This is a genomic window from Candidatus Pantoea multigeneris, from assembly GCF_011752615.1.
Classification (GTDB): Bacteria; Pseudomonadota; Gammaproteobacteria; order Enterobacterales; family Enterobacteriaceae; genus Pantoea; species Pantoea multigeneris.
The window spans coordinates 463,959-484,534 of sequence record NZ_VWXF01000002.1 but is presented as its reverse complement, the minus strand read 5'-3'; the positions used below and the strand labels follow the sequence as shown (position 1 = coordinate 484,534).

16 protein-coding genes are annotated in these 20,576 nt (G+C 55.4%); 4 read left to right on the top strand and 12 right to left on the bottom strand.

The features are described 5' to 3' along the window. The first annotated feature begins 57 nt into the window (after positions 1 to 57). Entirely contained in the window at positions 58 to 411 is a 354-nt protein-coding gene (locus F3J40_RS07665; protein WP_167013414.1) for a DUF6404 family protein, read from the top strand. A gap of 63 nt (positions 412 to 474) precedes the next feature. On the opposite strand, the gene F3J40_RS07660 is transcribed toward F3J40_RS07665, so the two are convergent. Both F3J40_RS07660 and F3J40_RS07655 read right to left on the bottom strand, forming a co-directional pair. Further along, positions 475 to 1,800 (bottom strand): epoxide hydrolase family protein, encoded by a 1,326-nt coding sequence (locus tag F3J40_RS07660; protein WP_167013412.1) that lies wholly within the window; start codon positions 1,798 to 1,800, stop codon positions 475 to 477. A 125-nt stretch (positions 1,801 to 1,925) separates the two neighbouring features. Continuing rightward, positions 1,926 to 2,831, bottom strand: a complete 906-nt coding sequence (locus tag F3J40_RS07655; protein WP_167013410.1) for a LysR family transcriptional regulator — start codon at positions 2,829 to 2,831, stop codon at positions 1,926 to 1,928. Positions 2,832 to 2,932: 101 nt separating this feature from the next. Between F3J40_RS07655 and F3J40_RS07650 the strand changes: the two genes are divergently transcribed. Then, positions 2,933 to 4,351 (top strand): aldehyde dehydrogenase family protein, encoded by a 1,419-nt coding sequence (locus F3J40_RS07650; RefSeq protein WP_167013408.1) that lies wholly within the window; start codon positions 2,933 to 2,935, stop codon positions 4,349 to 4,351. Between the two features lie 43 nt (positions 4,352 to 4,394). Here the strand turns inward: F3J40_RS07650 and F3J40_RS07645 are convergent, their stop codons facing one another. After that, positions 4,395 to 5,585: a cytochrome c biogenesis protein/redoxin gene (locus tag F3J40_RS07645; protein ID WP_167013823.1), complete on the bottom strand. Its 1,191-nt coding sequence runs from the start codon at positions 5,583 to 5,585 to the stop codon at positions 4,395 to 4,397. 10 nt (positions 5,586 to 5,595) lie between these two features. Then, positions 5,596 to 6,348, bottom strand: coding sequence for an alpha/beta fold hydrolase (locus tag F3J40_RS07640; protein WP_167013406.1), 753 nt, complete (start codon positions 6,346 to 6,348; stop codon positions 5,596 to 5,598). A 253-nt stretch (positions 6,349 to 6,601) separates the two neighbouring features. On the opposite strand from F3J40_RS07640, the gene F3J40_RS07635 reads away from it, so the two are divergent. Then, complete coding sequence (locus F3J40_RS07635) at positions 6,602 to 8,557, top strand: phospholipase effector Tle1 domain-containing protein (protein WP_167013404.1); 1,956 nt, start codon at positions 6,602 to 6,604, stop codon at positions 8,555 to 8,557. Between the two features lie 709 nt (positions 8,558 to 9,266). Here F3J40_RS07635 and F3J40_RS07630 read toward each other — a convergent pair. From F3J40_RS07630 to F3J40_RS07595, 8 genes are all read right to left on the bottom strand, one after another. Beyond that, positions 9,267 to 10,280, bottom strand: a complete 1,014-nt coding sequence (locus F3J40_RS07630) for a LacI family DNA-binding transcriptional regulator (protein WP_167013402.1) — start codon at positions 10,278 to 10,280, stop codon at positions 9,267 to 9,269. Next, complete coding sequence (locus F3J40_RS07625; protein ID WP_167013400.1) at positions 10,267 to 11,703, bottom strand: inositol monophosphatase family protein; 1,437 nt, start codon at positions 11,701 to 11,703, stop codon at positions 10,267 to 10,269. The genes F3J40_RS07630 and F3J40_RS07625 overlap by 14 nt, the downstream gene beginning before the upstream one ends. Positions 11,704 to 11,756: 53 nt before the next feature. Next, entirely contained in the window at positions 11,757 to 12,854 is a 1,098-nt protein-coding gene (locus F3J40_RS07620) for an ABC transporter substrate-binding protein (RefSeq protein WP_167013398.1), read from the bottom strand. Positions 12,855 to 12,882: 28 nt separating this feature from the next. Next, positions 12,883 to 13,962, bottom strand: a complete 1,080-nt coding sequence (locus F3J40_RS07615) for an ABC transporter ATP-binding protein (protein WP_167013396.1) — start codon at positions 13,960 to 13,962, stop codon at positions 12,883 to 12,885. A gap of 1 nt (position 13,963) precedes the next feature. Then, positions 13,964 to 15,787 (bottom strand): ABC transporter permease, encoded by a 1,824-nt coding sequence (locus F3J40_RS07610; RefSeq protein WP_167013394.1) that lies wholly within the window; start codon positions 15,785 to 15,787, stop codon positions 13,964 to 13,966. A gap of 206 nt (positions 15,788 to 15,993) precedes the next feature. Then, on the bottom strand, positions 15,994 to 17,274 hold the full coding sequence (locus F3J40_RS07605; RefSeq protein ID WP_240155333.1) for a histidine-type phosphatase: 1,281 nt from the start codon (positions 17,272 to 17,274) through the stop codon (positions 15,994 to 15,996). An 18-nt stretch (positions 17,275 to 17,292) separates the two neighbouring features. Continuing rightward, positions 17,293 to 17,988: an oligogalacturonate-specific porin KdgM family protein gene (locus F3J40_RS07600; protein ID WP_167013390.1), complete on the bottom strand. Its 696-nt coding sequence runs from the start codon at positions 17,986 to 17,988 to the stop codon at positions 17,293 to 17,295. A 320-nt stretch (positions 17,989 to 18,308) separates the two neighbouring features. Beyond that, positions 18,309 to 19,394, bottom strand: a complete 1,086-nt coding sequence (locus tag F3J40_RS07595; protein ID WP_167013388.1) for an iron-containing alcohol dehydrogenase family protein — start codon at positions 19,392 to 19,394, stop codon at positions 18,309 to 18,311. 174 nt (positions 19,395 to 19,568) lie between these two features. On the opposite strand from F3J40_RS07595, the gene F3J40_RS07590 reads away from it, so the two are divergent. Beyond that, on the top strand, positions 19,569 to 20,462 hold the full coding sequence (locus F3J40_RS07590) for a LysR family transcriptional regulator (protein WP_167013386.1): 894 nt from the start codon (positions 19,569 to 19,571) through the stop codon (positions 20,460 to 20,462). The last annotated feature ends 114 nt before the right edge of the window (positions 20,463 to 20,576 follow it).

Sequence of the window (20,576 nt, the reverse complement as noted above, 5' to 3'; positions counted from 1 at the left end):
GGACAGGCGGGAAATATCAACCAACGCGCTTTTACCCCCAGAAAGGAGCATCACGGGATGAGTAGGGATACAGAATTTATCCGCAAGAAAAACCAGGCGATTGCATTGCTGAATGCCGCAGGCGTGCGAAACAGTGAACCTTTTCTCTACCGCCTGCTGTGGCGATTAGGGGTTCATATTCCACCGCCGCTTTTTGCCCCGTTTGCCTTAGAGGTGCTGCTGTTTGGCCTCTTTTTTGCGCTGGGGTGGGGCATGACGATGTGGTGGATGGACTGGCAGCATCGTGGCATTTTACCGCTGGCAGCGGTGCTGATTTCACTGCTCACAGGGCTACTCTTCGGGTTGGCGATGGCGGGAATGCAATGGCGGACGAAAAAGCGTAAAAAATTACCGACCTGGAAATCGTTGTAATCTGACCACAGAGCCTGTTGTTTCGGGCGAAAGCGCCATGCTCTCGCCCGATATCGCGTCAACTCACGTTCTTGACCGCAGCTTACGGAATGCGTTGCGCATCTCTTCACTGAACAGCGCCGGTTGTTCCCACGCAGCAAAGTGGCCACCTTTTGTGACGGTACGGTAGTAGTTCAGGGTCGGGAATGCCGCCTGTGACCAGCTTTCTGGTGCCTGGTAGATTTCGCCGGGGAACACGCTGATCGCCACCGGTACCTTCACATCGTGGGTCTTTTGTGTTGCCGAACTGAAATTATTATTGTTGTTTTCCCAGTAGAAGCGCGCAGCGGACGTTGATGTGTCCGTCAGCCAGTAGAGCGACAAATCATCCAGAATCTCATCCCGGCTTAATACGTGTTCCGGCTCACCGTTGCTGTCAGTCCACTGGGCGATTTTGTCATAAGACCAGGCTGCCATACCGGCCGGGGAATCATTCAGCGCATACCCAATGGTTTGTGGGCGAGTCACCATCATCGCGCCATAGGCCGCATTACGAGTGAAAAAGTGTGAGAGCTTATCAAACGCGCGCTGCTCTGGCGCAGAGAGTGGACGTGGCACAGGCAACCCTTCATTAATCGCCGGGATCAGATCGCCAGGCACCGTTGCGGGCATGGTCAGATGAATCCCCAGCAAACCTCTGGGTGCCAGACGGCCCAGCGCGGTAGAGATCACCGAGCCGTGATCGCCGCCCTGAGAAACATATTCACGATAGCCCAGCCTTTTAACGAGCGTGTCCCACATTGCGGCGACCCGGTCTGGCTTCCAGCCGGTGTCTGTGGGGCGTTGTGAAAAACCATATCCGGGGATGGACGGGATAATCAGGTCGAAAGCCTCTGCGGCACTGCCACCGTGCGCCACAGGATCGGCCAACGGGGCGATCACTTTGATAAATTCCAGGATCGAACCCGGCCAGCCGTGGGTGAGGATCAACGGCAAGGCGTTGGGATGGCGCGAACGCACGTGAATGAAATGAATCGTCAGGCCCTCTATCCGCGTGACATATTGCGGTAGCGCATTCAGGCGGCGCTCAATGGTGCGCCAGTTGTAGTCACTGGCCCAGTAGCTGACCAGGGATTTCAGTTTTTCTAGCTGCAACCCCTGCGAGCTGTCTGCCACCGTTTCTTTATCCGGCCAGCGCGTGTTCACTAAGCGCGATTTGAGGTCGATCAGCGCGGAATCCGGCATGTTAATGGTAAAGGGATGGACGTCATCGTCATTGAGCACCTGGGTCAGACGCTCTGCGGCTGAGGCGGTGCGCCCCATTATACCCAGTGCCAGCGTGCCCAATGCTGAACCTACGATCAATTTCCGGCGGGATATGCCACGATCTTCCTGCTGCTGCATTGTCATAACTCAACCTCTCCAGTGGATAAATACGTCACTGGAGGGAGTTAATCACGCGGATGTATGTGGATTGTGTGCGTAACCGGCTGTTTTGTATGCCAGTGTCACTGACGGCGAGCAGTGACAATACGTTACAAATGCGGACGGTTTTCAGTCTCACGCACGAATGCGATTAGAGCCTTCAGGGCTGGTGGCACCAGGCGATGGCCGGGGTAGTATAAGCACAGTGTGCCGAGATGGACCTGCCAATCCGGCAACAAATGAACCAGCTTTCCAACCTGTACATCTCCGGCAACGTGTTGCTCTGATAAGCAGGCAATGCCCAATCCTGCCAAGGCGGCCTGGTGGACGGAGGCGAGATCGCTGGCGGCAAAGCGCGCTTCGCCCTGTAGCTTGTAGTGACGCTGCTGATTCATCAGGTCCCAGCGGTAAATGCTGCCATCAGACATACGCATGCACAGGAGTTGATGATCGCTTAGCGCTTCCGGCTGTGCAGGCACGCCAGCTTCAGCCAGATACGCGGGGGACGCGACGACGATCATGCGCAGTTCAGCGGTGAGCCGTACGGCGATCATATCCGCAGGGATATCCTCCATCAGCCGGATACCGGCGTCATAACCAGCGGCGACAATATCGACCTGCTCGCGCTGGCTGTAGAGATCCACACGAATACGCGGATAGCGCTGCAAAAAAGGCAGCAACAGTGTTGGATACCACAGCGAGCCGCTCTCTGGCGGGACATTCAGCTTTAATGTCCCTGCTGGCGCGTGACTCTCACTTTCCAGCTCCTCCTCTGCAACGCGGATCATCGCTAGGGCCGGACCGATTTTCTCGACATAGCGCCGTCCTGCGTCAGTAAGCGCGACACTGCGGGTGGTCCGGTTAAACAGCCGTATACCGAGACGTTTTTCCAGCCCGGCGATGGCGTTAGTCACGGCGGAAGGGGAGATCTCCAGTTCGCTGGCAGCGGCGGTAAAGGTGCCGCGCCGTGCGACGGCCAGCACAATATCCAGTTCGTTCAATCCACTTCGGTTCATTGATTATTCCGTTTTGCGTAATACCCTTTGCAGGGCGCGGTGGATTATCGCCGTTTAGGGGGCATGTTAATTTTCCTGCAACAGATCACAGGAGTTAACCCATGCACCTCATCGAACACATCTATATTAATGGCCGTTTTGTCACCCCGCAGGGCACTGAATGGCTGGATATTATCAAACCTGCCGACGGGAGCGTAATCGGTAAAGCACGACTGGCGGATGAACGTGATGCTGAGCTGGCGATTGCGGCCGCGCACGCCGCATTCCCGGCATTTTCGCGCACCGACCTCGGCGAACGTATTGCGCTGTTGGAGAAAATGCACCAGGCAGTAAAACAGGCAGAAGCCGAACTGCATCAAGCGGTGTTGCTGGAATACGGAGCCCCGGCTTCTCGCTCCCGTTGGATGGCCAGCTACCCGGCAGAGGTGATCCTACAGGTGATCAACGAACTGAAAACCTACCCCTTTGTCCAGCAGGCGGGGCGGGCAACGGTGCAGATGGTGCCACTTGGGGTGGCGGGCTTAATTACCCCCTGGAACAGCAACGCCGGTTTTATCTGCCATAAACTGGCTACCGCGCTGGCTGCGGGCTGCACGACCGTGATTAAACCCAGCGAGTTCAGTGTGCTACAGACGGAAGTGATCACCCGGGCGTTGCATCGTGCCGGATTACCCGACGGGGTGTTTAATATCGTTACCGGACGGGGGGCAACGACCGGCCAGGCGATCAGCGCCAGTCCGCAGGTGGCGAAAATCTCCTTTACTGGATCAACCGCCAGCGGCAGGGCCATTTTGCGTGCCGCCGCCGAGACATTTAAACGCGTGACGCTGGAACTGGGCGGAAAATCACCCACCCTGATCCTGCCGGATGCCGATGCCACGCGCGCGGCTGAGATGGCAATACAGGCGGGTTTCCTCAACAGCGGGCAGGCCTGCATTGCCGGAAGCCGTATTTTGATCCCGGCGCAGCGTAAAACCGAATTTGAACAGGCGCTGGTGGCAGCGGTTGAACAGCAGCGCTCTGGCGATCCTGCTGAGGGGACAACCACCATCGGGCCGATGATGAATGAGCAGCAGTGGCAGCGCGTGCAAAACTATATCGCCCTGGGTGAAGCCGAAGGCGCACGACTGTTAACCGGCGGCACGGGCCGACCCGAGGGGCTACAGGCCGGATGGTACATTAAACCTACGCTGTTCACCGATGTGGCCCAGACGATGCGTATTGCCCGTGAAGAGATCTTCGGTCCGGTACTGAGTATCATCACGTATCGCGATGAAGCTGAGGCGGTGGCCATCGCCAACGATACCGATTACGGGCTCTCCGCTCTGGTCATTGGCGAGGATGAACATCATGCGTGCCAGGTCGGCGAGAAAATTCTGGCCGGGCGCGTGATGATTAATACCCTGGCCCATGAACCGCGCGCGCCGTTTGGCGGTTTTCGTCGCTCGGGGATTGGCCGCGAGATGGGGCAATGGGGGATCAGCGCTTTCCTGGAGCCTCGCGCTATCACCCTGCCTTAAAAACGGTGAGGGTGCGCCTGGATGCGCACCCTCTGATACCCGATCAGGCACGGGCTTCTTTCAGTAGCTGTTGGATCACATTTTCCTGTTGGGCATAGTTCCCTTCGCCAAACGCGGTGTAACGAAGCTGGCCGTGTGCATCAAACAGGTAGTGTGCGGGCCAGTACTGATTACCAAAGCGGTTCCAAATGGTGTAGTTATTGTCCGTCACCACGCGATAGGGCAATTGCCACTGCTTAATGGCGCGGTTGACCGCCGTTGCATCCCGTTCCCACGGATATTCAGGCGTATGCACCCCAATCACCACCAACCCCTCAGACTGATACTTCTGCGCCCAACTCCGCACATACGGCAGCGTGTGCTGGCAATTAATACAGTCAAAGGTCCAGAAGTCGATCAGCACCACCTTGCCTTTAAGCGCTTCAGGTGTCACTTCTGTACCGTTCAGCCATCCCGTGCCGCCAGCCAGCGAAGGCAGTGCGCTGCTGGCTTGGGGCAGGGATACCGGCTGTAGCCGAACCGCGGGGGTAGGGGAACGCATCCACTGACTCAGATGCTGCTCCAGATTTTGTGCCACAGCGGGCGTACTTTGCAGCAGGCTTTGCGATCCCGTCGCAATCAGTGCCACGGAAGCCAGCATCAATCCCCCTGCACCCTGACGCAGGCGCACCATCCATGCCATGCCGGGTTGCAGACGGACCGCCACACTGCGCCCGGTTAACCAGACCAGTGCCAGCATCACCGCAGCGCCTGCGCCATAGGCGGCCAGCAGGAAAGTGACCGACGTTGCATCCTGAGAGGTCACCGCCAGGCTCAGGATCGCCCCCAGCACTGGCCCCGCGCAGGGCGACCACAGCATACCTGTGGCCATCCCGGCCAGCAGCGCGGCCAGCAAATCGCTGCGTTGCTGGCTGGCATCATTAAGCTGGTTGCCCAGTGTGACCAGTGGCCGGGTGATAAACTGCGCTATGCGAGTCGAAAGCAGCGTCAGCGCGGTAATGCTGAGAAACCCCAGCGCAATCCAGCGTCCTATGGCGGTGACTTGTGTCACCCACTGGCTGGTCGCGGTCACCAGCAGTGCCACCAGCGTAAACATCAATATCATGCCGCTCAGCAGTGCCAGCAAGTGCATTTTTTTGCCGCGTACGCTGGCAAAGACAAACGGCAGTACCGGAAGCGTGCAGGGGCTGAGCAGGGTCAGCATGCCCGCCAGAAAAGCAATCAGCAGTGACATCATGGCCTCCTTATTGCGCCTGAACGGCAGCAGTAATGATGTGGGCAACGCTATCCGGGTGGCTCAGCATTGAGACGTGACTGGACGGGATCGTTTCGGTGTGCGCATGGATTTTTTTCGCCATCGCCTGTTCCAGCGCCGGGTTGATCATCCGATCCTGAGTACTGACCAGATACCAGCTAGGTTTGTGCTGCCAGGCGGCCTGCGTCACTTTGTCGCCAAACGCCGCTGCCCGAATGGGGCCTTGTGTCGCCGCCAGTAATTTTTGCTGTGCGGCGGGCAGATCCGGGGCAAAGTTTTTCGCCAGCGCGGGCGGTGGCAAATAGAGGAATCCTTCCGCCGTTTTCGCCAATGCTGCGCTACCCGCCGGAGCCGGATAACTGTCTGCCAGCGCCGCAGTAGACTGCCCAGCCTCTGGCGCAAAGGCCGCGATATACACCAGTGATTTCACCTTACTGTTGTCACCGGCCTGAGTGATCACCGTGCCGCCCCAGGAGTGTCCCACCAGCACCACATCCCCCTGCGCCCGATCGATCGCCCGTTGCGTGGCGGCCACATCATCCTGCAACGAGGTAAGCGGCAGTTGTACGCTAATCACCTGATAGTGTTTCGCTTCAAGCTGGGGGATCACCCGATCCCAACTGCTGCCATCAGCAAAAGCACCGTGAACCAGCACCACCGAGTGAACCGGTGTCGCCTGGGCGAAAGAGGCAGCAGAAATGGCTAGCAGTCCAGCGGTTAAGAAGGGGGTAAATCGTTTCATATGGAACCTCATAGCGGTGGAAGAACGTCAGTGCGTTCATTTAATCCACGCTATGTGTTCGGCATGTTTGCAAAATCGCCGTTTTTGTCCGGTTGTATGTCTGGCACCCCGCCAGATACAAAACGCTACAGTTGCTCAGCGGGTGGCTGGGTTTCCTCTGCGTTGATCTCGCTTCCAGAATAGCGACTATTCCCTTGCAAGTTGTAAGGTTTGTGTAATGATTGGACATATTTAGCAACATTCAGGGATCGCTATGTTTCGTCATTACCGGGCGGTGGCAGTAAAAGACATCCGCCTTCAGGACATTCCTCTTATTACCCACCCTAGCGCAGCAGCACAAGAACTCGCTTATACAGCGGACGGAAGCCGCATCATCAATGATTGGGATTTACCGCAAGATTATGGCGAGTTTGTCAGCCGGCATCATGCAAGGTACGGAGAGTATAACCTGCAGTCATTCCGTGATACGTGGCACGACGTCGAATCTGGCTATGTCATTCTGCTCAAAAAAAGCACGATCTGCATGGGCTTCTCGAGCGTGCTGACGCCATCCGGCGACCTTTGCACTGATCTGCCTCTGGGCTTGCAGGTTCATCTCAGGGATCTCCTGTCACGGCAACAGAGAGACTCGGGATCTCACGCCAGCCTGCATTCTGAGTATTACGCTGTACCAAGACAACAGCCCGCCCAGCGCGCCCAATCCGTTAAAAAGAGAGAAAAACGCGAAATCACCTTAACGCTTGGCGTGTTTTTTGACGGTACCGGAAATAATGCGGTCAATACCGTTAATATGCTGAAGGGGTGCCTGGCAGAAGACTACAACCTTACTAATTTGGAGACGGAGAGCATTCTTGCTAAATGCGCCACAGATAATTTCGGTGTCTCCGGCCTCGGCGCAAACAGCTACAAGGGGTATTACACCAATGTGTATTGGCTGAACACGTTGTATGTCAATCAGCTCATCCTTGAGCGCAATGAAGCTCAGTACGGTATTTATATTGACGGTATAGGGACAGATGCAGGGCAGCCAGACAACTTCATCGGTCAGGGGTTTGGAATTTCCGGCACTGGCGTGGTAGCAAAAACAGACAAAGCCATCTCGCTGATTACTCAGAAGTTACGCAATGCCTTAACGTCGATTAACGCTGAATTATCCGCGTATGAGGTTGTGATCAAAAAACTCCAGTTTGATATTTTCGGCTTCAGCCGTGGCGCGGCGGCGGCAAGACACTTCGCCAATCGCATTCAGGCAGAAGACGCTGCCATTATACGCGCCATCCGCGAAGGGGTGTCAGGCACCACCTTTGCCGGTGCTCCGGCAGGTAAGACCCGCTTTATTGGCATCTTTGACACCGTGGCGGCTATTGGAACGCCAGCAAACGGGTTAAGCCCACATAATGCGGATACCGGGAGTGCAAAAATAATCCTCAGACCGGGCGTTGCGGAAAAAGTATTTCATATTGTCGCCGCTAATGAGTGTCGGTTTAATTTCGCCTTAAACAGCGTGAAACCCGCATGGCCAGAACTGGCGCTGCCCGGCGCGCACTCCGACATCGGCGGCGGATATTTACCGGTTGAGACGGAGAATTATTTTCTAACCCGGCCAGAAACCAATACGGTCCCCTTAAGTTTTCCCGATGAGCAAACACGTGTCTACCATAAGGCTAAGCAACAACTGTCTGTACTGGACTCATTCACAAGCATCGCTCCGATTCTTCGCACCAACGAGATAACTGTTGAGGCATGGCACGATGACAGGATGCCCTCAAATCACTATGGTCAGCCTCAAAAACGGAGTTTTGCTGCACTGGCGCTACGCGATCGCGTGGTGAAAAATGACTGGTCCAAGGTAACCCTGCGGGTGATGCTCGATGCCGCACAAGAAGCAGGCGTCGCATTCAGCCATCACACCCACATCGATATTTCAGATGAACTGCTCCCCCTGTGCGAAAAAGCCATTGCTATGGGGAAAGCTGTGCGTGCTGGGGGGGCTCCCGGAGAGTTTAGCCAAGATGAACTCGATATTATTGCGCAGAGTTACATTCATTGTTCCGCAAACTGGAACGCGATTGTCTTTGATAGTGGCAATTTTCTTCGGGGAGGGGCATCACCTTCGAAAATCTTTGGGTTTGTAAACCGCCCTGATGAGCAATGGCGCAGAACGGTTTACAACATGGACGGAAAAAAATTCAGGTATAACGATGAATAAAAAACACGTTTTTTTAATCAGTTGTGTAATTTTCTTGTCGGGTTGCAATGGTCTTGCGGTATTACTCAATCCACCGACAGTAACGGGAAAATCTTCACGGGCAGGTGCTCAAATGACAGGAAAAATTCCTACTGGCAGCGCAAAAAATGAAACCCGGACCGTGATACGCGAAGCCCCTGACTTAAGCCAACGCGTATCTCCGTAGCGAAAAGTTCTCGCCATGGGCAAAGAGGTGCGCACAGGGGGCTTCCGGAGAGTTCAGGCAACATGAACTCGATACCATTGCACAGCATTACATCCATTGTTCCGCAAACTGGAACGCGATTGCGGTTGATGGTGGTGGTTCTCCTCTAGGAGGGGCGTCACCATTACCAGTGATTGGGTTTGTAGACCGCCCCGATGAGCAGTGGCGCAGAACGGTTTACAACATGGACGGCAAAGTAAGCGAGGTATAACGATGAACAATAAGCACGTTTTTTTAATAATAAGTTTTGCAATTGCCTTGTCGGGATGCAATGGTCTTGGTGTATTACTCAACCCACCGACAGTAACGGGATACTATTCACCTTCAGGTGCTCAAACGGTTGGAAAACCACTCACCGGCAGTGCAAAAAATGCAACCTGGACCGTGCTCCGCGAAGCCCCTGATTTAAGCCAACACGTCTCCCCATAGCGAAAAGCCCTCGCCATGGGGAAATCATGCCGTGACTCAACGCAAGGTTTTCCGCCGCACCAGCTGCGCCTCAAAGAGCTGGTTTCCTGTGGGCCCACTTGAGGGGGATAGCAGGCGTTGGCAGGCGGCTTCGGCCATTTCGGCCAGCGGCTGCGAGAACGTGGTGAGCTGATAGCCGAGCCAACTGGCCTGTTCGATATCATCGAAACCAATCACCGCGATATCTTCGGGAATACGCAGGCCAAACTCGTGGCGGGCAGCGTCAATAAAACCGCAGGCGATCAGATCAGTGACGCAGAATACGCCGTCCGGGCGTTGCGCCTGCTTCAGCAACTGATGCGCCGCCAGCACGCCGGTCTGGTAGCTGGTGCTGCCTGGCCGGATAACGTTAACCTCCGCGCCCGCCTGGGCCGCGGCCTCAAGGAAGCGCGTTTCACGGATCACCATGCTCGGTGAGCGGGCGGAAGAAGAGACCATCGCGATGCGCTGACATTGCGCGCCCACCAGTTGGTTAAAGGCTTCGCCCATGGTCGAGCTGTAATCAATGTCAATATTATCCGCGCTGGGAAATTGCCCGAGGCGGTTAATCAAAATCACCTGTTGTCCGCTCTGCATACAGAGATGGATCAGTGAGGCAGGCGGCTTACCCGACAACACAATGGTGGCCGTGGAACGGTATTTCAGGGTCTGCTGTAGCGCCTCTCTGGCACTGGCTTCACCGTCATCGGTGTTGATCACCATCACCGCGCGCCCGGCTTTATTCAGACGGCGGGTCAGGTGTTCCAGCAAGCTCGACTGGTAGGGAGAAGAGAGATTGCCGCCCAGAATACACACCGGACGGCTGGCCTCTTTCGAGAGGCCGCGCGCCAGATGATTCACGTGATAATTCAGCGCTTCGGCTGCAGCCAGCACTTTACGCCGCGTCTCATCAGACACGCTACGGCCCGGCGTAAACGTGCGTGATACCGCTGAACGCGACACCCCTGCCAGCAGCGCCACCTCGGTCGCGCTGGCAAAACCGGCACCCTTGCCGTCACTATTTTTGCTCATCACCTTCTTCCATTGCAGCTAAAGCCCGTTCCCGCAGAATGGCATATTCCGCCAGGCGAATCAGCGACGGCTTTGGCGTCTCGAACCATTCGTCCTTATGGAGCTGGCGTTTGTCGCGGATCAGCGCAATCGCAGCATCCAGGGTGGGGAAGCGCTCAGGCCATTCCAGGTGCAGGAACAGCGCCACTAACGCCACTGAACGGCTGCGCCCACCGCGACAATTCACCAAAATATTGCCCCGCTGGCGATTGCGATAGGAGGCTTTATCCGGGATCTGCTGCAACAGGGCAGAGCGCATCAGCTGGTATCCGGCGTGCAGCATCTCCGGCGCGTTGCCTTCTCCGTCGATCAGTCCCAGTTTGTAATAGCGCACCGGACCGGCACCGTGGGTGAGCAGGTGCGGTGCGGCGCTGGCTTCCGGGTTGTTCACCCAGTCAATATCCAGATTCACCGCACAGTTAATCACCACGCCGATATTATGCTCGGCCAGCAGGGCGGCATCACTGACGCCACTGGATCCACCGATGTAAATATCCATCCCCCAGCCCGCAACATCTTCAGCGATCAGGCTGATCGGGGGACGAGGCGCGTGCATAACCGCTGCGCTAGCGGGTGGCGTCGTTTCAGCGGCGAGCGGGATGCCCGCAGCACGGGACACATCACCCGCAATACCTGTTGCTACCGCCAGCACCGGTAATCCGTTGAAGATTCCCTCAGCGGTAACCGGCGTGATACCGGTCTGCCCGCCCGCTTCGTTCACCAGCAACAGCCCGGCCAGACAGTCCCAGGCATTCATATGCATCTCGACATAACCGTCGGTTCTGCCTTCTGCCACCCACGCCAGTGCCAGCGCACCCGAACCGCCACGCCGCACGCTGCATCCCTGGCTCAGCAACGCCCCCATCACATCGAGATAGCGGCGTTGACTGTGACGCGAAGACCAGCCCAGTTCAATGGATGCACGCTGTGTATCGGTCAACGTGCTGGCCTGCAACGGTTGATCGTTCTTACGTGCGTAGTGACCGCGCCGCGCGAGGTACAGTTCTTCACTCACCGGGTTATAAATGGCCCCTAATTCAGTGACACCGTCACGTACCCACGCCATACAGACACAGAAATGGGCAATGCCACGGGCAAAGTTAGCGGTGCCGTCGATGGGATCGACCACCCACAGGCTCCGGGCACTGTCAGGCTGGCAGGCAGACTCTTCACCGAGGATCTCATCCCCAGGAAAAGCCTCACTGATTGCATTCAGGATCATCTTTTCCACCAGCGTATCCGCTTCGGTCAAAAAATCCTGATGGCCTTTGAGTTGATACTCGCCCGCCTTGCGGGAATTAAAGAAATTCAGCGCGGTCTGTCCTGCAGCAACAATAATGCGTTTAAGCGCGGCTTCGCGCTGATCGGTATCGAGAGTGGTCACAATGCTTTACCTGTCATGAAAAATGGAATGCCGACACCCAGCGTGTCGGAAGGCTATTTTTGGTAGTTCAGGCTCCAGATGTCCTGCCAGTCCTGACGGCTGTTCCAGTCTTCCTGCGCGCTCGCTGTCAGGTACTGCATTAATTCACCGCGATATTTTTCAATGCCTGAGGCTTCATCCGCCGGGAGGCTCACCGTGTCGTTGGTGGACATTTTGCCGTCGACGCCTTGCGGCGCGATGCCTTCAGCGGTCAGGAGGTAGTGAATGAACAGTTTGGCGGTGTTCGGGCTTTTTGTACCGGTCGCCACCACGCCAAGGCTCGGGTAATTCCAGCCGATAAACGGTTTCATGCCGCTACATAATGCGAGCTGCATACCCTGCTTGTTATCGCGGAACTTGGCGGTGGAGACCAGACCCACAAAATCGGTTTTACCATCCGGTGCGCCAATGGCGGAGGCCGCATCATTGTCTGAGTGGGTCAGCAACACACCGTTCTCCGCCAGCGCCTTCACAAAGGCCGCCGTGGCAGACTTTTCATCGGTGTGCAGCGGCTTGCCAAACTCTTGCTGATAGGCATCACGCACCTGCTGGTCATAATGGGTTTCCATCTGGCTGAACCAGTCGGTGTAAGCCGGCTTGCTGGTCGGGTCCTGCATTGCCACCCGGCCGTGCCATTTGGCTTCGGTTAACTGCCAGATGTTGGTCACCGGACAGGTCGTATGGTGCGCCTTGTTATAGGCAAAGACATTGGGGGCCAGCACCACCGTCAGCGGCTGCTGATAATTGGCCGCGATGGTGCCTTTAAGATCGTCCGGTACCCAGCTCTGGACGTAGCCTTTTTTCAGGAGCTGAGTGATACCCGCTGGCGTATCTTCCACAATCGCCACATCGGTGCGCACGTTATGCGCCTGGGCTTCGCGGCTCATGATCTCAATGATTTGTGGTGCATCCGCTTTCACACCGTTGGCCTGCAAGCCATACAATTTGCTGAATGCTTTTGCCTGCTCCACGATTTTCCCGGTGGAGGCGTAAACGGTAATCGGCTGCTCCTGCTTTGCGGCGGCAATCAGCTGTTGCAGGTTGAACGTCTCAGCCTGGGCGGATGCGCTCCCCAGCAGGGCGATAATCAAAGCGGTTAAATGACGCGACATAAGGGTTCCTGGCGTGTGAGAAAAAGGGTTAGTGAGCTGCAACCTGATGGCGCAATCCGTTGTGGTTAAAAAAGTGCAGGGAGGAAGCCGGTAGCTGGCAGTAAACCTGCTGATGCATCTGCCAGCGTGGCCGCAGTTGAGTCGAGTGCAGTAAGCGATCTTCCCCCACGGCCAGTTCAATCACCCAGCTGCCTCCGGTGGGCATAATGTTGTTGATGGTCACCGGCACGCTGTCACGGCTGGTCCCTTCACTGATCACCACTTCTTCAGGTCGAATGCCACACAGCTGGGTGTGGTCGTGCAGGGCAAAACGCTGGTGCAGGTGGTGCGACAGTTGGCTGTGTTGCTGATGCAGCGGTATCAGATTCAGGCGTGGTGTGCCAATAAACTCCGCGACAAAACGGTTGGCTGGCGTGGCGTAAATTTCATCTGGCGTGCCCGTTTGCTGCACATGCCCGGCACTCATTACTGCAATGGTGGTTGCCAGCGTCATCGCTTCCCACTGATCGTGGCTCACGAAAACAATGGTGGTGCCGAAAGTTTCATGCAGGCGGCGCAGTTCATTACGCATTTCCAGGCGCAGGGTCGCATCCAGATTGGAAAGCGGTTCATCCAGTAGCAGCACGCCGGGGTTCACTGCCAGCATACGTGCGAGGGCAACGCGCTGCTGTTGTCCCCCGGAAAGCTGCGCCGGGTAGCGTTTGGCATAATCGGCAATGCGTAATTTTTCCATCACGTCCTGGCAGCGTGCGATACGCTCTTTGGTCGCGACTTTTTGCAGACGCAGACCAAAATCGACGTTTTGTTCTACGGTCATGTGCGGCCAGAGCGCGTAGCTCTGAAACACCAGGCCGACACCGCGCTTCTCCGGTGGGATGTAGGTACCGTGTGCCACGGAATCGACGATCTTATCGCCGATGCTGATCACTCCACCGCTGGCGTGCTCAATGCCGGCAATCATCCGCAGAATTGTCGTCTTCCCGCAGCCGGAAGGCCCCAGCAGGCAGAGAAACTCGCCATCGTTCACCGTCAGGTTGATGTTATTGACCGCAGGCGTGGTGCTGCCTGGATAGGTTTTCGTCAGGTTGCTTAACTGAATAGTGGGCATGTTATTTCTCCAGGCTTTCTGCCAGGCCGGTGCCGGTGACCTTCTGGATCAACACCGTGCCAGCCCATGAAATCAGGGCGATCATCAGCACCACAGCGTTGGCCGCCTGCTGATAGTTGTAGTCAATCAAACGTAGGGAATAGGTGGTCATGACATCCGTCGCCGGGGTGGCGAGAATGACGAATAAGCTGACGCCTTTGATCCCCGAGATAAACGGCAGCAAAATGCCGGTGGCTAGCGGGGCTGCCTGAATCGGGATCACAATCTGGCGCAGGCGGGCGAACCATCCGGCACCGGCAATGCGTGCGGCTTCCTCCGCCTCTTTCCCTAACTGGGTCATCGCGGCAATGCCTGAACGGCTGGCGTAGGGCATTTTTTCTGCTATTAATGCCAGCACCAGAATAAACGGCGTGCCGTAGAGCGCGGGCACCGGGCCTCGGGCGACGGCAAACAGCGAAAGAAATGCCGTAGCAAACGCAATGCCAGGCACCAGGTAGGGCAGGAAAGTGAGCTGGCGCAGCGCGGAGGAGAGCCAGCGAGAGTGGCTGCGCATCACGGCATAGCCCACCAGCAGGCCCAGCACACCGCAGACCACGGAAGCTGAACCGACGATCAGCAAGGTATTGCCAATCGCCTGCCAGAATTCGGCGGTCAGCAGGATCCCGTTGTGCATAGCGACGGTGTCGAGGTGATGCCCGATCCAGTAAGCCAGCGTGAAGTTATCGCGGGTGAAGCGGCCAGGCAGCGTCATGATGGTAGACAGGAACAGCGTCAGCAGGGGGATCACCACGCCCAGCAGCACAAACAGTAGCGGCAGTGCGCTGGCAACCACCCGCCAGCGTCCGAGGCGGCTACGGCGATCCATCACCCCTTTGCCCCCGACGGTGACAAAACGCTTTGCCTCACGCAGCATTTTCATATCCAACGCCAGGGTCAGCATCCCCATTAACATGATCACCGTAGCAATCACTGCCGCAACCCCGGACTGGCGCGTGCCGATGGCACGATACAGGCCGGTAGAAAGGGTATCGAAATGCACCGGTAAGCCAAGAATATAGGGCAGGGCGAACTCGCCGATACAGTCAGCAAAGATCAGCAGCGCCGCCGAGAGCAACGCGGGTCGCATCAGCGGGACGATGATTTTAAAAGCAATCGCAGCACGGGATGCGCCCAGCACCCGGGCACTCTCTTCCATCTGGCTATCCATGCGTTTCAGCGCATTGCCGACAATCAGGATCACCAGCGGCGCATAGTGCAGCATCATAATCACGACGATGGGAAAATAGCCGTAGGCGACCCAGTCGGGCGTCTGAAACCCCATCGCTTCCAGCCAGCCGGGCTGGCCGCCAATGGCGTGATTTTTGAACAGGGTGTTCCACGCCAGGGCAAAGGTCCAGGAAGGCAGCATAAACGGCACGATAAGCAGGGTAGAGAACCCCCTTTTGCCCGCCATGTCCGTACGGTTGATCAGCCACGCCAGCGCCACACCCACGACCAATGCACCTGCTACGGTGCTAAACGCCACGGCCAGCGTATTCAGCAGCGGTGTCCAGAGCAGCAGATCAGACATACGTGAGCTGAGCGTGCGCACCAAATACCAGCTGGTGAAGGTACCTTCAGTCGCGGCGGTACGCCCCTCGTCGCCGCTTTGTACCAGTACGGCGTTCAACAACACGGAAATGACCGGGGCCAGAATGATCCCACTGAACAGCAGCAACAGCAGCACGGCCAGCAAATTAGCAGGTTCCTGGCGAATAATGGCCAGCGTATGGCGCAGTTTAGGCCACGCGGCGTAGCGGTGGTGAACGTCGGATTGGTAAGACACAGATTACCCCTGGCGGTGAAAGACAGACGGGAATATAGCGGCGCTATATGACAGTTTTGCGAACGGTTTGCACATATGTGCAATTATTTTCAGGTGCGGTTCACCCCCATCGTAACGATGGGGGGAAACAGGGTATACACAGTCAGCAAGGTGTTTTACTGGTGCTGAATGAGCAGCAAGAAATAACCGGGAATGCTAATCAGCGGTTAATTGAACACACTGACATCCGCACCATCGGCCACCAGATGTTGTTGTCCAATTTTAACGAAGGTCTCCATCGGGCAAAGTTCTCCCACTGGACTTGAATGGCAGCCAGAATGAATAAACTCCGCCACAGGTAAGGGGTTTTGGTTATTCAGCGGGGTGAGTTCACGCCACTGATCTAACGTTCTGGCGCTGAAGGTCACATGGACCAGTTGCTCTCCGGTTTGGGTATCGCGATAACGTTCCATGACCAGACTGCCTCCCGGTGGAATATCATTGCGGGGGTAAACGGGCAGTTGCCAGTTGAATCCCAACATGGTTTGAATTTGCGAGATATTACTGTCATGGCCGACCAGAATGACTAACGGGCTATTTAATTCACCCTTTTTATTTGGCGTAATGGCACGTAGCAACTGCCGCATTAATACCGAACCACCGTGGCTGGCATATTCAAGCGTGTTGCTCACCAGATCATATTTTGCCGCGTGCAGCGCCATTAACTGACTCACCTGCTGTGCATTACTGGCATGGCCAAAGGCGACCTGGGAAAGCGGTAAGTTTTCGCTGTATTGCAAACGAATGGTTTCGCCTATTGATGCCCCTTTTGATACCGGGCCGGTTAATTTCGCCTTACCCTTTTCGTTTATTTCTACGCCCCAGGGTTTATCGAGGAATGCACAGCTCTTCGCTTCATTCGCACAGACTGCATGGCGTAATTCGTTGACCGACTGCTGATATTTATGTTGCGCATTTTCAGCCGATCCCATTTTCTCCAGCACCTGCTGGGAAATAACCTGTTGATCGGGTTTAGCAATACCCATTTCGACGGTATCAAACAGGGGGTCGTGTTTATTCGACGTGGCATGTATGGCGACACCACAGCCTGGGAACATCCCGTCTAACAGGGCAACGCCGGTGGCTTTGGTGCGCTGATCGGGGGCGGCCCAGAGAAAGACCTGTTCCGGGTCAGGACAGGTGCCGGTTGAGTTGAGCTTTAACCCGTGCTCACGCCAGGTTGCCAGTTGATACGCGCCCTGCGCCAGCATGCCAGCGTAGCCATGTCCGGTGAGATTGCCGTCTGGCACGCCCCATTCTGGCCATGTTTTACCGGTGGCTTTCTCCAGGCTGGCGGTGTCGGTTTGTGGCCGCACACCATGGCGGATCAACATAACGACCTTCTCCAGCTGGTAGCGGGAGGCCGGGTTTTCAGCGGCAGCCGCGACCGGAAGCAGACCCGCAGAAAACGTGGCTAACAACAGCGGTAATGCCAATGCTTTTTTCATTTTCATTATTTCCACCGATCAAAATTCGTAACTGATGCCCGTGATAAACTCAGATTGTCGTTGAGACGTTTTTTTCGATACTGAGACGTTCTTCACCCCAATAAAGGGCGTGAGATGTTTAGTTAAATGATAACCCAGTTCGACTTTATGTTCGAAATCCGTACGCTTGTTATTATATAAATCCTCGTTGGCATGATATCCAGTAAAGGTATAGCTTAATTTAAAGTCGCCAATGCTTTGTGATATTTCGGCATCGACACGGTCCATTCGTTTTGTTGCTTTCTCATCCCGATCGCTGATCTCTTTCCGATAGCGTAATGAGAGTTTGGTCGAGTGGAACGGCCGATATTTAAATTTCAGTGAGGGTTTGTATTTCTCTTCACCCTTTTTAAGCGCGAAGGTAAAACCAGGCTCGACACTGAAACTTTTGGTTATGTCGGCCGTGTAGTTAATTTTAAACTCTTTCTCGGTGATTTCCCGATGGCCAAAGAAACGCCCGGCATCGCCGTTCTCTTTTTCACGTGGCTTAAATTTAAATTTCGTGCCAATGCCCAGGCCTGAGGCAAAGTCATGGGATATCTCAAGTTCATCCGTATGTTCTTTCGAGATATCTTCGTACTTGTGCTCATAATTAATCTCCAGCGCCATTGCGCTGTGTGATAACAAAATGAACCCGGTCCCCACGCAAGTGGGTAATAATTTTTTCTTCAGCATGTTTAATTCTTCCCGATGAGTCAGAGAGGCCGAAATTTACGGTGGGATTATTTCAGTTAAATTTCACATTTAATTCAGTTGGATTAACCGGCGGCGTTAACCCTCCGCAAGGGAATCAGAAAATAAACGTTTTCAGGGGATAGGTGCTGTTCGTTGGGCTGAAATGGTGAAATATGTTGCACAGCCGGAAGCCAGACGCGGGAAACAGGGATTTCGTGAAAAGGCAAAAAAAGCGTAAAAATGGCGTATTTTTTTGTTATCGGCTGACAGGCAGATGAATAAATGCCCTCACGCTCGCTGAGTGAGGGCAGGTTTACGCCTTAAACCCGTGACGCCAGAGCCTCAATGCGACCGATAGCCGCCAACAGACGCCCCTCTGTCACCGTGCGCGCCATGTTCTGCATATCTGGCGCATGGACAGATTCACGCACGACCGTTGCCAGTTCCGCGCTGTCCAGTTCGGCAATCTCTTTCAGGGTCAGCGGGACACCGCAGTCACGGGCCAGGCGCATTTCTGTCAGAATTTCATCATCCGGACGATCTTCCAGTGCCAGCAGGCAAAGGTTGCCAAAACCGACCAGCAGGCCATGACCAAACTCACGGGTTTTATCGCAGAAGGTAAAGCCTTCGTAGATGGCGTGAGAAGCCGCCGCATGTGCGCCATTGCTCATCAGCGACGTTAATCCTGCCCAGGTAAAGATGGCATCTAACACCTGGTCTAAGGCCGCGCTGCTTAAACCGCTTTGGGCGGCTTTGAACGCGGCTGGACCCTGCTCGGCAATGACCTGATAGCAAATCTGGCTGTGCGCCAGAGAGGAGCGTGCATTGCCGGTTTCAGCCGGATGCAGCAGGCTCACCGCACGGAACTCATACCACTTTGCCAGCGTGTCACCCAGCCCGGCCGCTAACCAGCGCGGTGGTGCTTTGGCTAACAGTTCACTGTCAATAATCACCGCGGCGGGGGCGACAGGCAGAGGGAAAATATCGAAAAAGTTGCCGTTATCATCGTAGCGAATACTTAGCGGGGTGACGGCGGAGCAGGTTGCGGCGATGGTAGGCAGGGTAATCACTGGCAAGCCTAACTGCGCACCGACGGCTTTTACGGTATCGAGAGATTTACCGCCACCCGCACCGATAATCACGTCCGCCTGAAGGGACTGCGCCATCTCCGCTAAGCGGTTGATCTGATTGATGGAGGTTTCACCACCAAACCAGGTTGATGCCAGCACTTTCACATCGGCAGCCGCGAGTTGCGCGCGCACGATGCCTTCCACTGCCTGCAATGCCTGATGTCCACCGATCAACAAAGCACGCTGACCCAACGTGGCGCAAATTGATCCTAATTGATTGATTACACCCGCGCCACGCAGCACGCGTGCCGGGAAAACCAGATTTTGCTGTGTCATACTTTTCTCAGAGTTGGGGCAGCCTTTCTGCACCGGGAACCGGGCAGGCTACTGATTTTCATTAGTTAATTTACATCCTATAATGGCCTGAACCGGACGCAGCTGAAATAGCAAACCACCGATAATCACTTAACAGATTACTTAACTTTAGACTGCATCAACTGAAGATAACCTATGCATATGCTGCCCAATCTGAAACTGCTTCAGGTCTTCGCCAGCGTGGTGGAAAACCACGGTTATTCGCGTGCACAACAGGCATTGAATATGACTACGCCTGCGATCAGCGCCTACATGAGCGAGCTGGAAGCACAACTCGGTTTTGTATTGTGCAAGCGAGGCAGGGGAGGCTTTGCACTGACGGCGAAGGGCGAGCAATTTTATCGCTATAGCCAGGAGATGCTGGCGACCCTGAACGTCTGGCAGAATCAGGTGCAGACGCTGAAAGGCGAGCAGGGAGGCACCTTTTCCCTCGGGGTTGTCGATGCAACCATCACGGATACGTCGATGGATTTGCCCGCTGCCATTGCCCGTTTTAATCAGCGCTTCCCTGCGGTGTTCTTAAACCTGATCGTGCGGGAACCCAATGAGTTACAGCAACACCTGCTGGAAGACCGGCTGGAGTTAGCCATCGGCCATTTCCCGCTACGCGCCAGTAACCTGGTGACGGTCCCCCTCTATGAAGAGCAGCACTGGTTGTATTGCAGCCCGCAGCATCCGCTGGCGCAAGGCCATGTCGATGTGGCGAGGGTGCAAAAAAATGGCATGGTGACGCGCCACTACTGGAACCAGCAGGAGGTCAATAAACGCGGGTTCCGCCACAGCAATGCCTCCGTAGAAAGCATTGAGGCCCAACTCACGCTGATCCTGTCCGGGAAATATATTGGCTATTTGCCAGAACACTATGCGCACAGCTGGGAACAGCGTGGTGTTTTGCAGCGGCTGCTGCCCGATCATTTCAACTTTCTCGTTCCTTTCTCATTTGCCTACCGTCGCGGCCGGGCGCGTGAGCCCTTGATACAGGCGATGCGCCAGATCTTGTCTGAGGAAGGAAAAAAACCGGGTGAGTGACTAAACACCCTGTTTATTCCGTAAATAACGATAAAAGTCAGCAGCGTATTTGTCGCTTTTAATTTCTAATATTAAGGGCTAACACCGGCGGTAATAGGTTTTTTATATGTCTCG

Coding starts and splice junctions, on each gene's coding strand:
- F3J40_RS07645 (WP_167013823.1), bottom strand. CDS start 5,585: ATGTCACTGCTGATTGCTTTTCTGGCGGGCATGCTGACCCTGCTCAGC.
- F3J40_RS07665 (WP_167013414.1), top strand. CDS start 58: ATGAGTAGGGATACAGAATTTATCCGCAAGAAAAACCAGGCGATTGCA.
- F3J40_RS07650 (WP_167013408.1), top strand. CDS start 2,933: ATGCACCTCATCGAACACATCTATATTAATGGCCGTTTTGTCACCCCG.
- F3J40_RS07600 (WP_167013390.1), bottom strand. CDS start 17,988: ATGCTGAAGAAAAAATTATTACCCACTTGCGTGGGGACCGGGTTCATT.
- F3J40_RS07640 (WP_167013406.1), bottom strand. CDS start 6,348: ATGAAACGATTTACCCCCTTCTTAACCGCTGGACTGCTAGCCATTTCT.
- F3J40_RS07630 (WP_167013402.1), bottom strand. CDS start 10,280: ATGAGCAAAAATAGTGACGGCAAGGGTGCCGGTTTTGCCAGCGCGACC.
- F3J40_RS07655 (WP_167013410.1), bottom strand. CDS start 2,831: ATGAACCGAAGTGGATTGAACGAACTGGATATTGTGCTGGCCGTCGCA.
- F3J40_RS07660 (WP_167013412.1), bottom strand. CDS start 1,800: ATGACAATGCAGCAGCAGGAAGATCGTGGCATATCCCGCCGGAAATTG.
- F3J40_RS07595 (WP_167013388.1), bottom strand. CDS start 19,394: ATGACACAGCAAAATCTGGTTTTCCCGGCACGCGTGCTGCGTGGCGCG.
- F3J40_RS07635 (WP_167013404.1), top strand. CDS start 6,602: ATGTTTCGTCATTACCGGGCGGTGGCAGTAAAAGACATCCGCCTTCAG.
- F3J40_RS07590 (WP_167013386.1), top strand. CDS start 19,569: ATGCATATGCTGCCCAATCTGAAACTGCTTCAGGTCTTCGCCAGCGTG.
- F3J40_RS07620 (WP_167013398.1), bottom strand. CDS start 12,854: ATGTCGCGTCATTTAACCGCTTTGATTATCGCCCTGCTGGGGAGCGCA.
- F3J40_RS07615 (WP_167013396.1), bottom strand. CDS start 13,962: ATGCCCACTATTCAGTTAAGCAACCTGACGAAAACCTATCCAGGCAGC.
- F3J40_RS07605 (WP_240155333.1), bottom strand. CDS start 17,274: ATGAAAAAAGCATTGGCATTACCGCTGTTGTTAGCCACGTTTTCTGCG.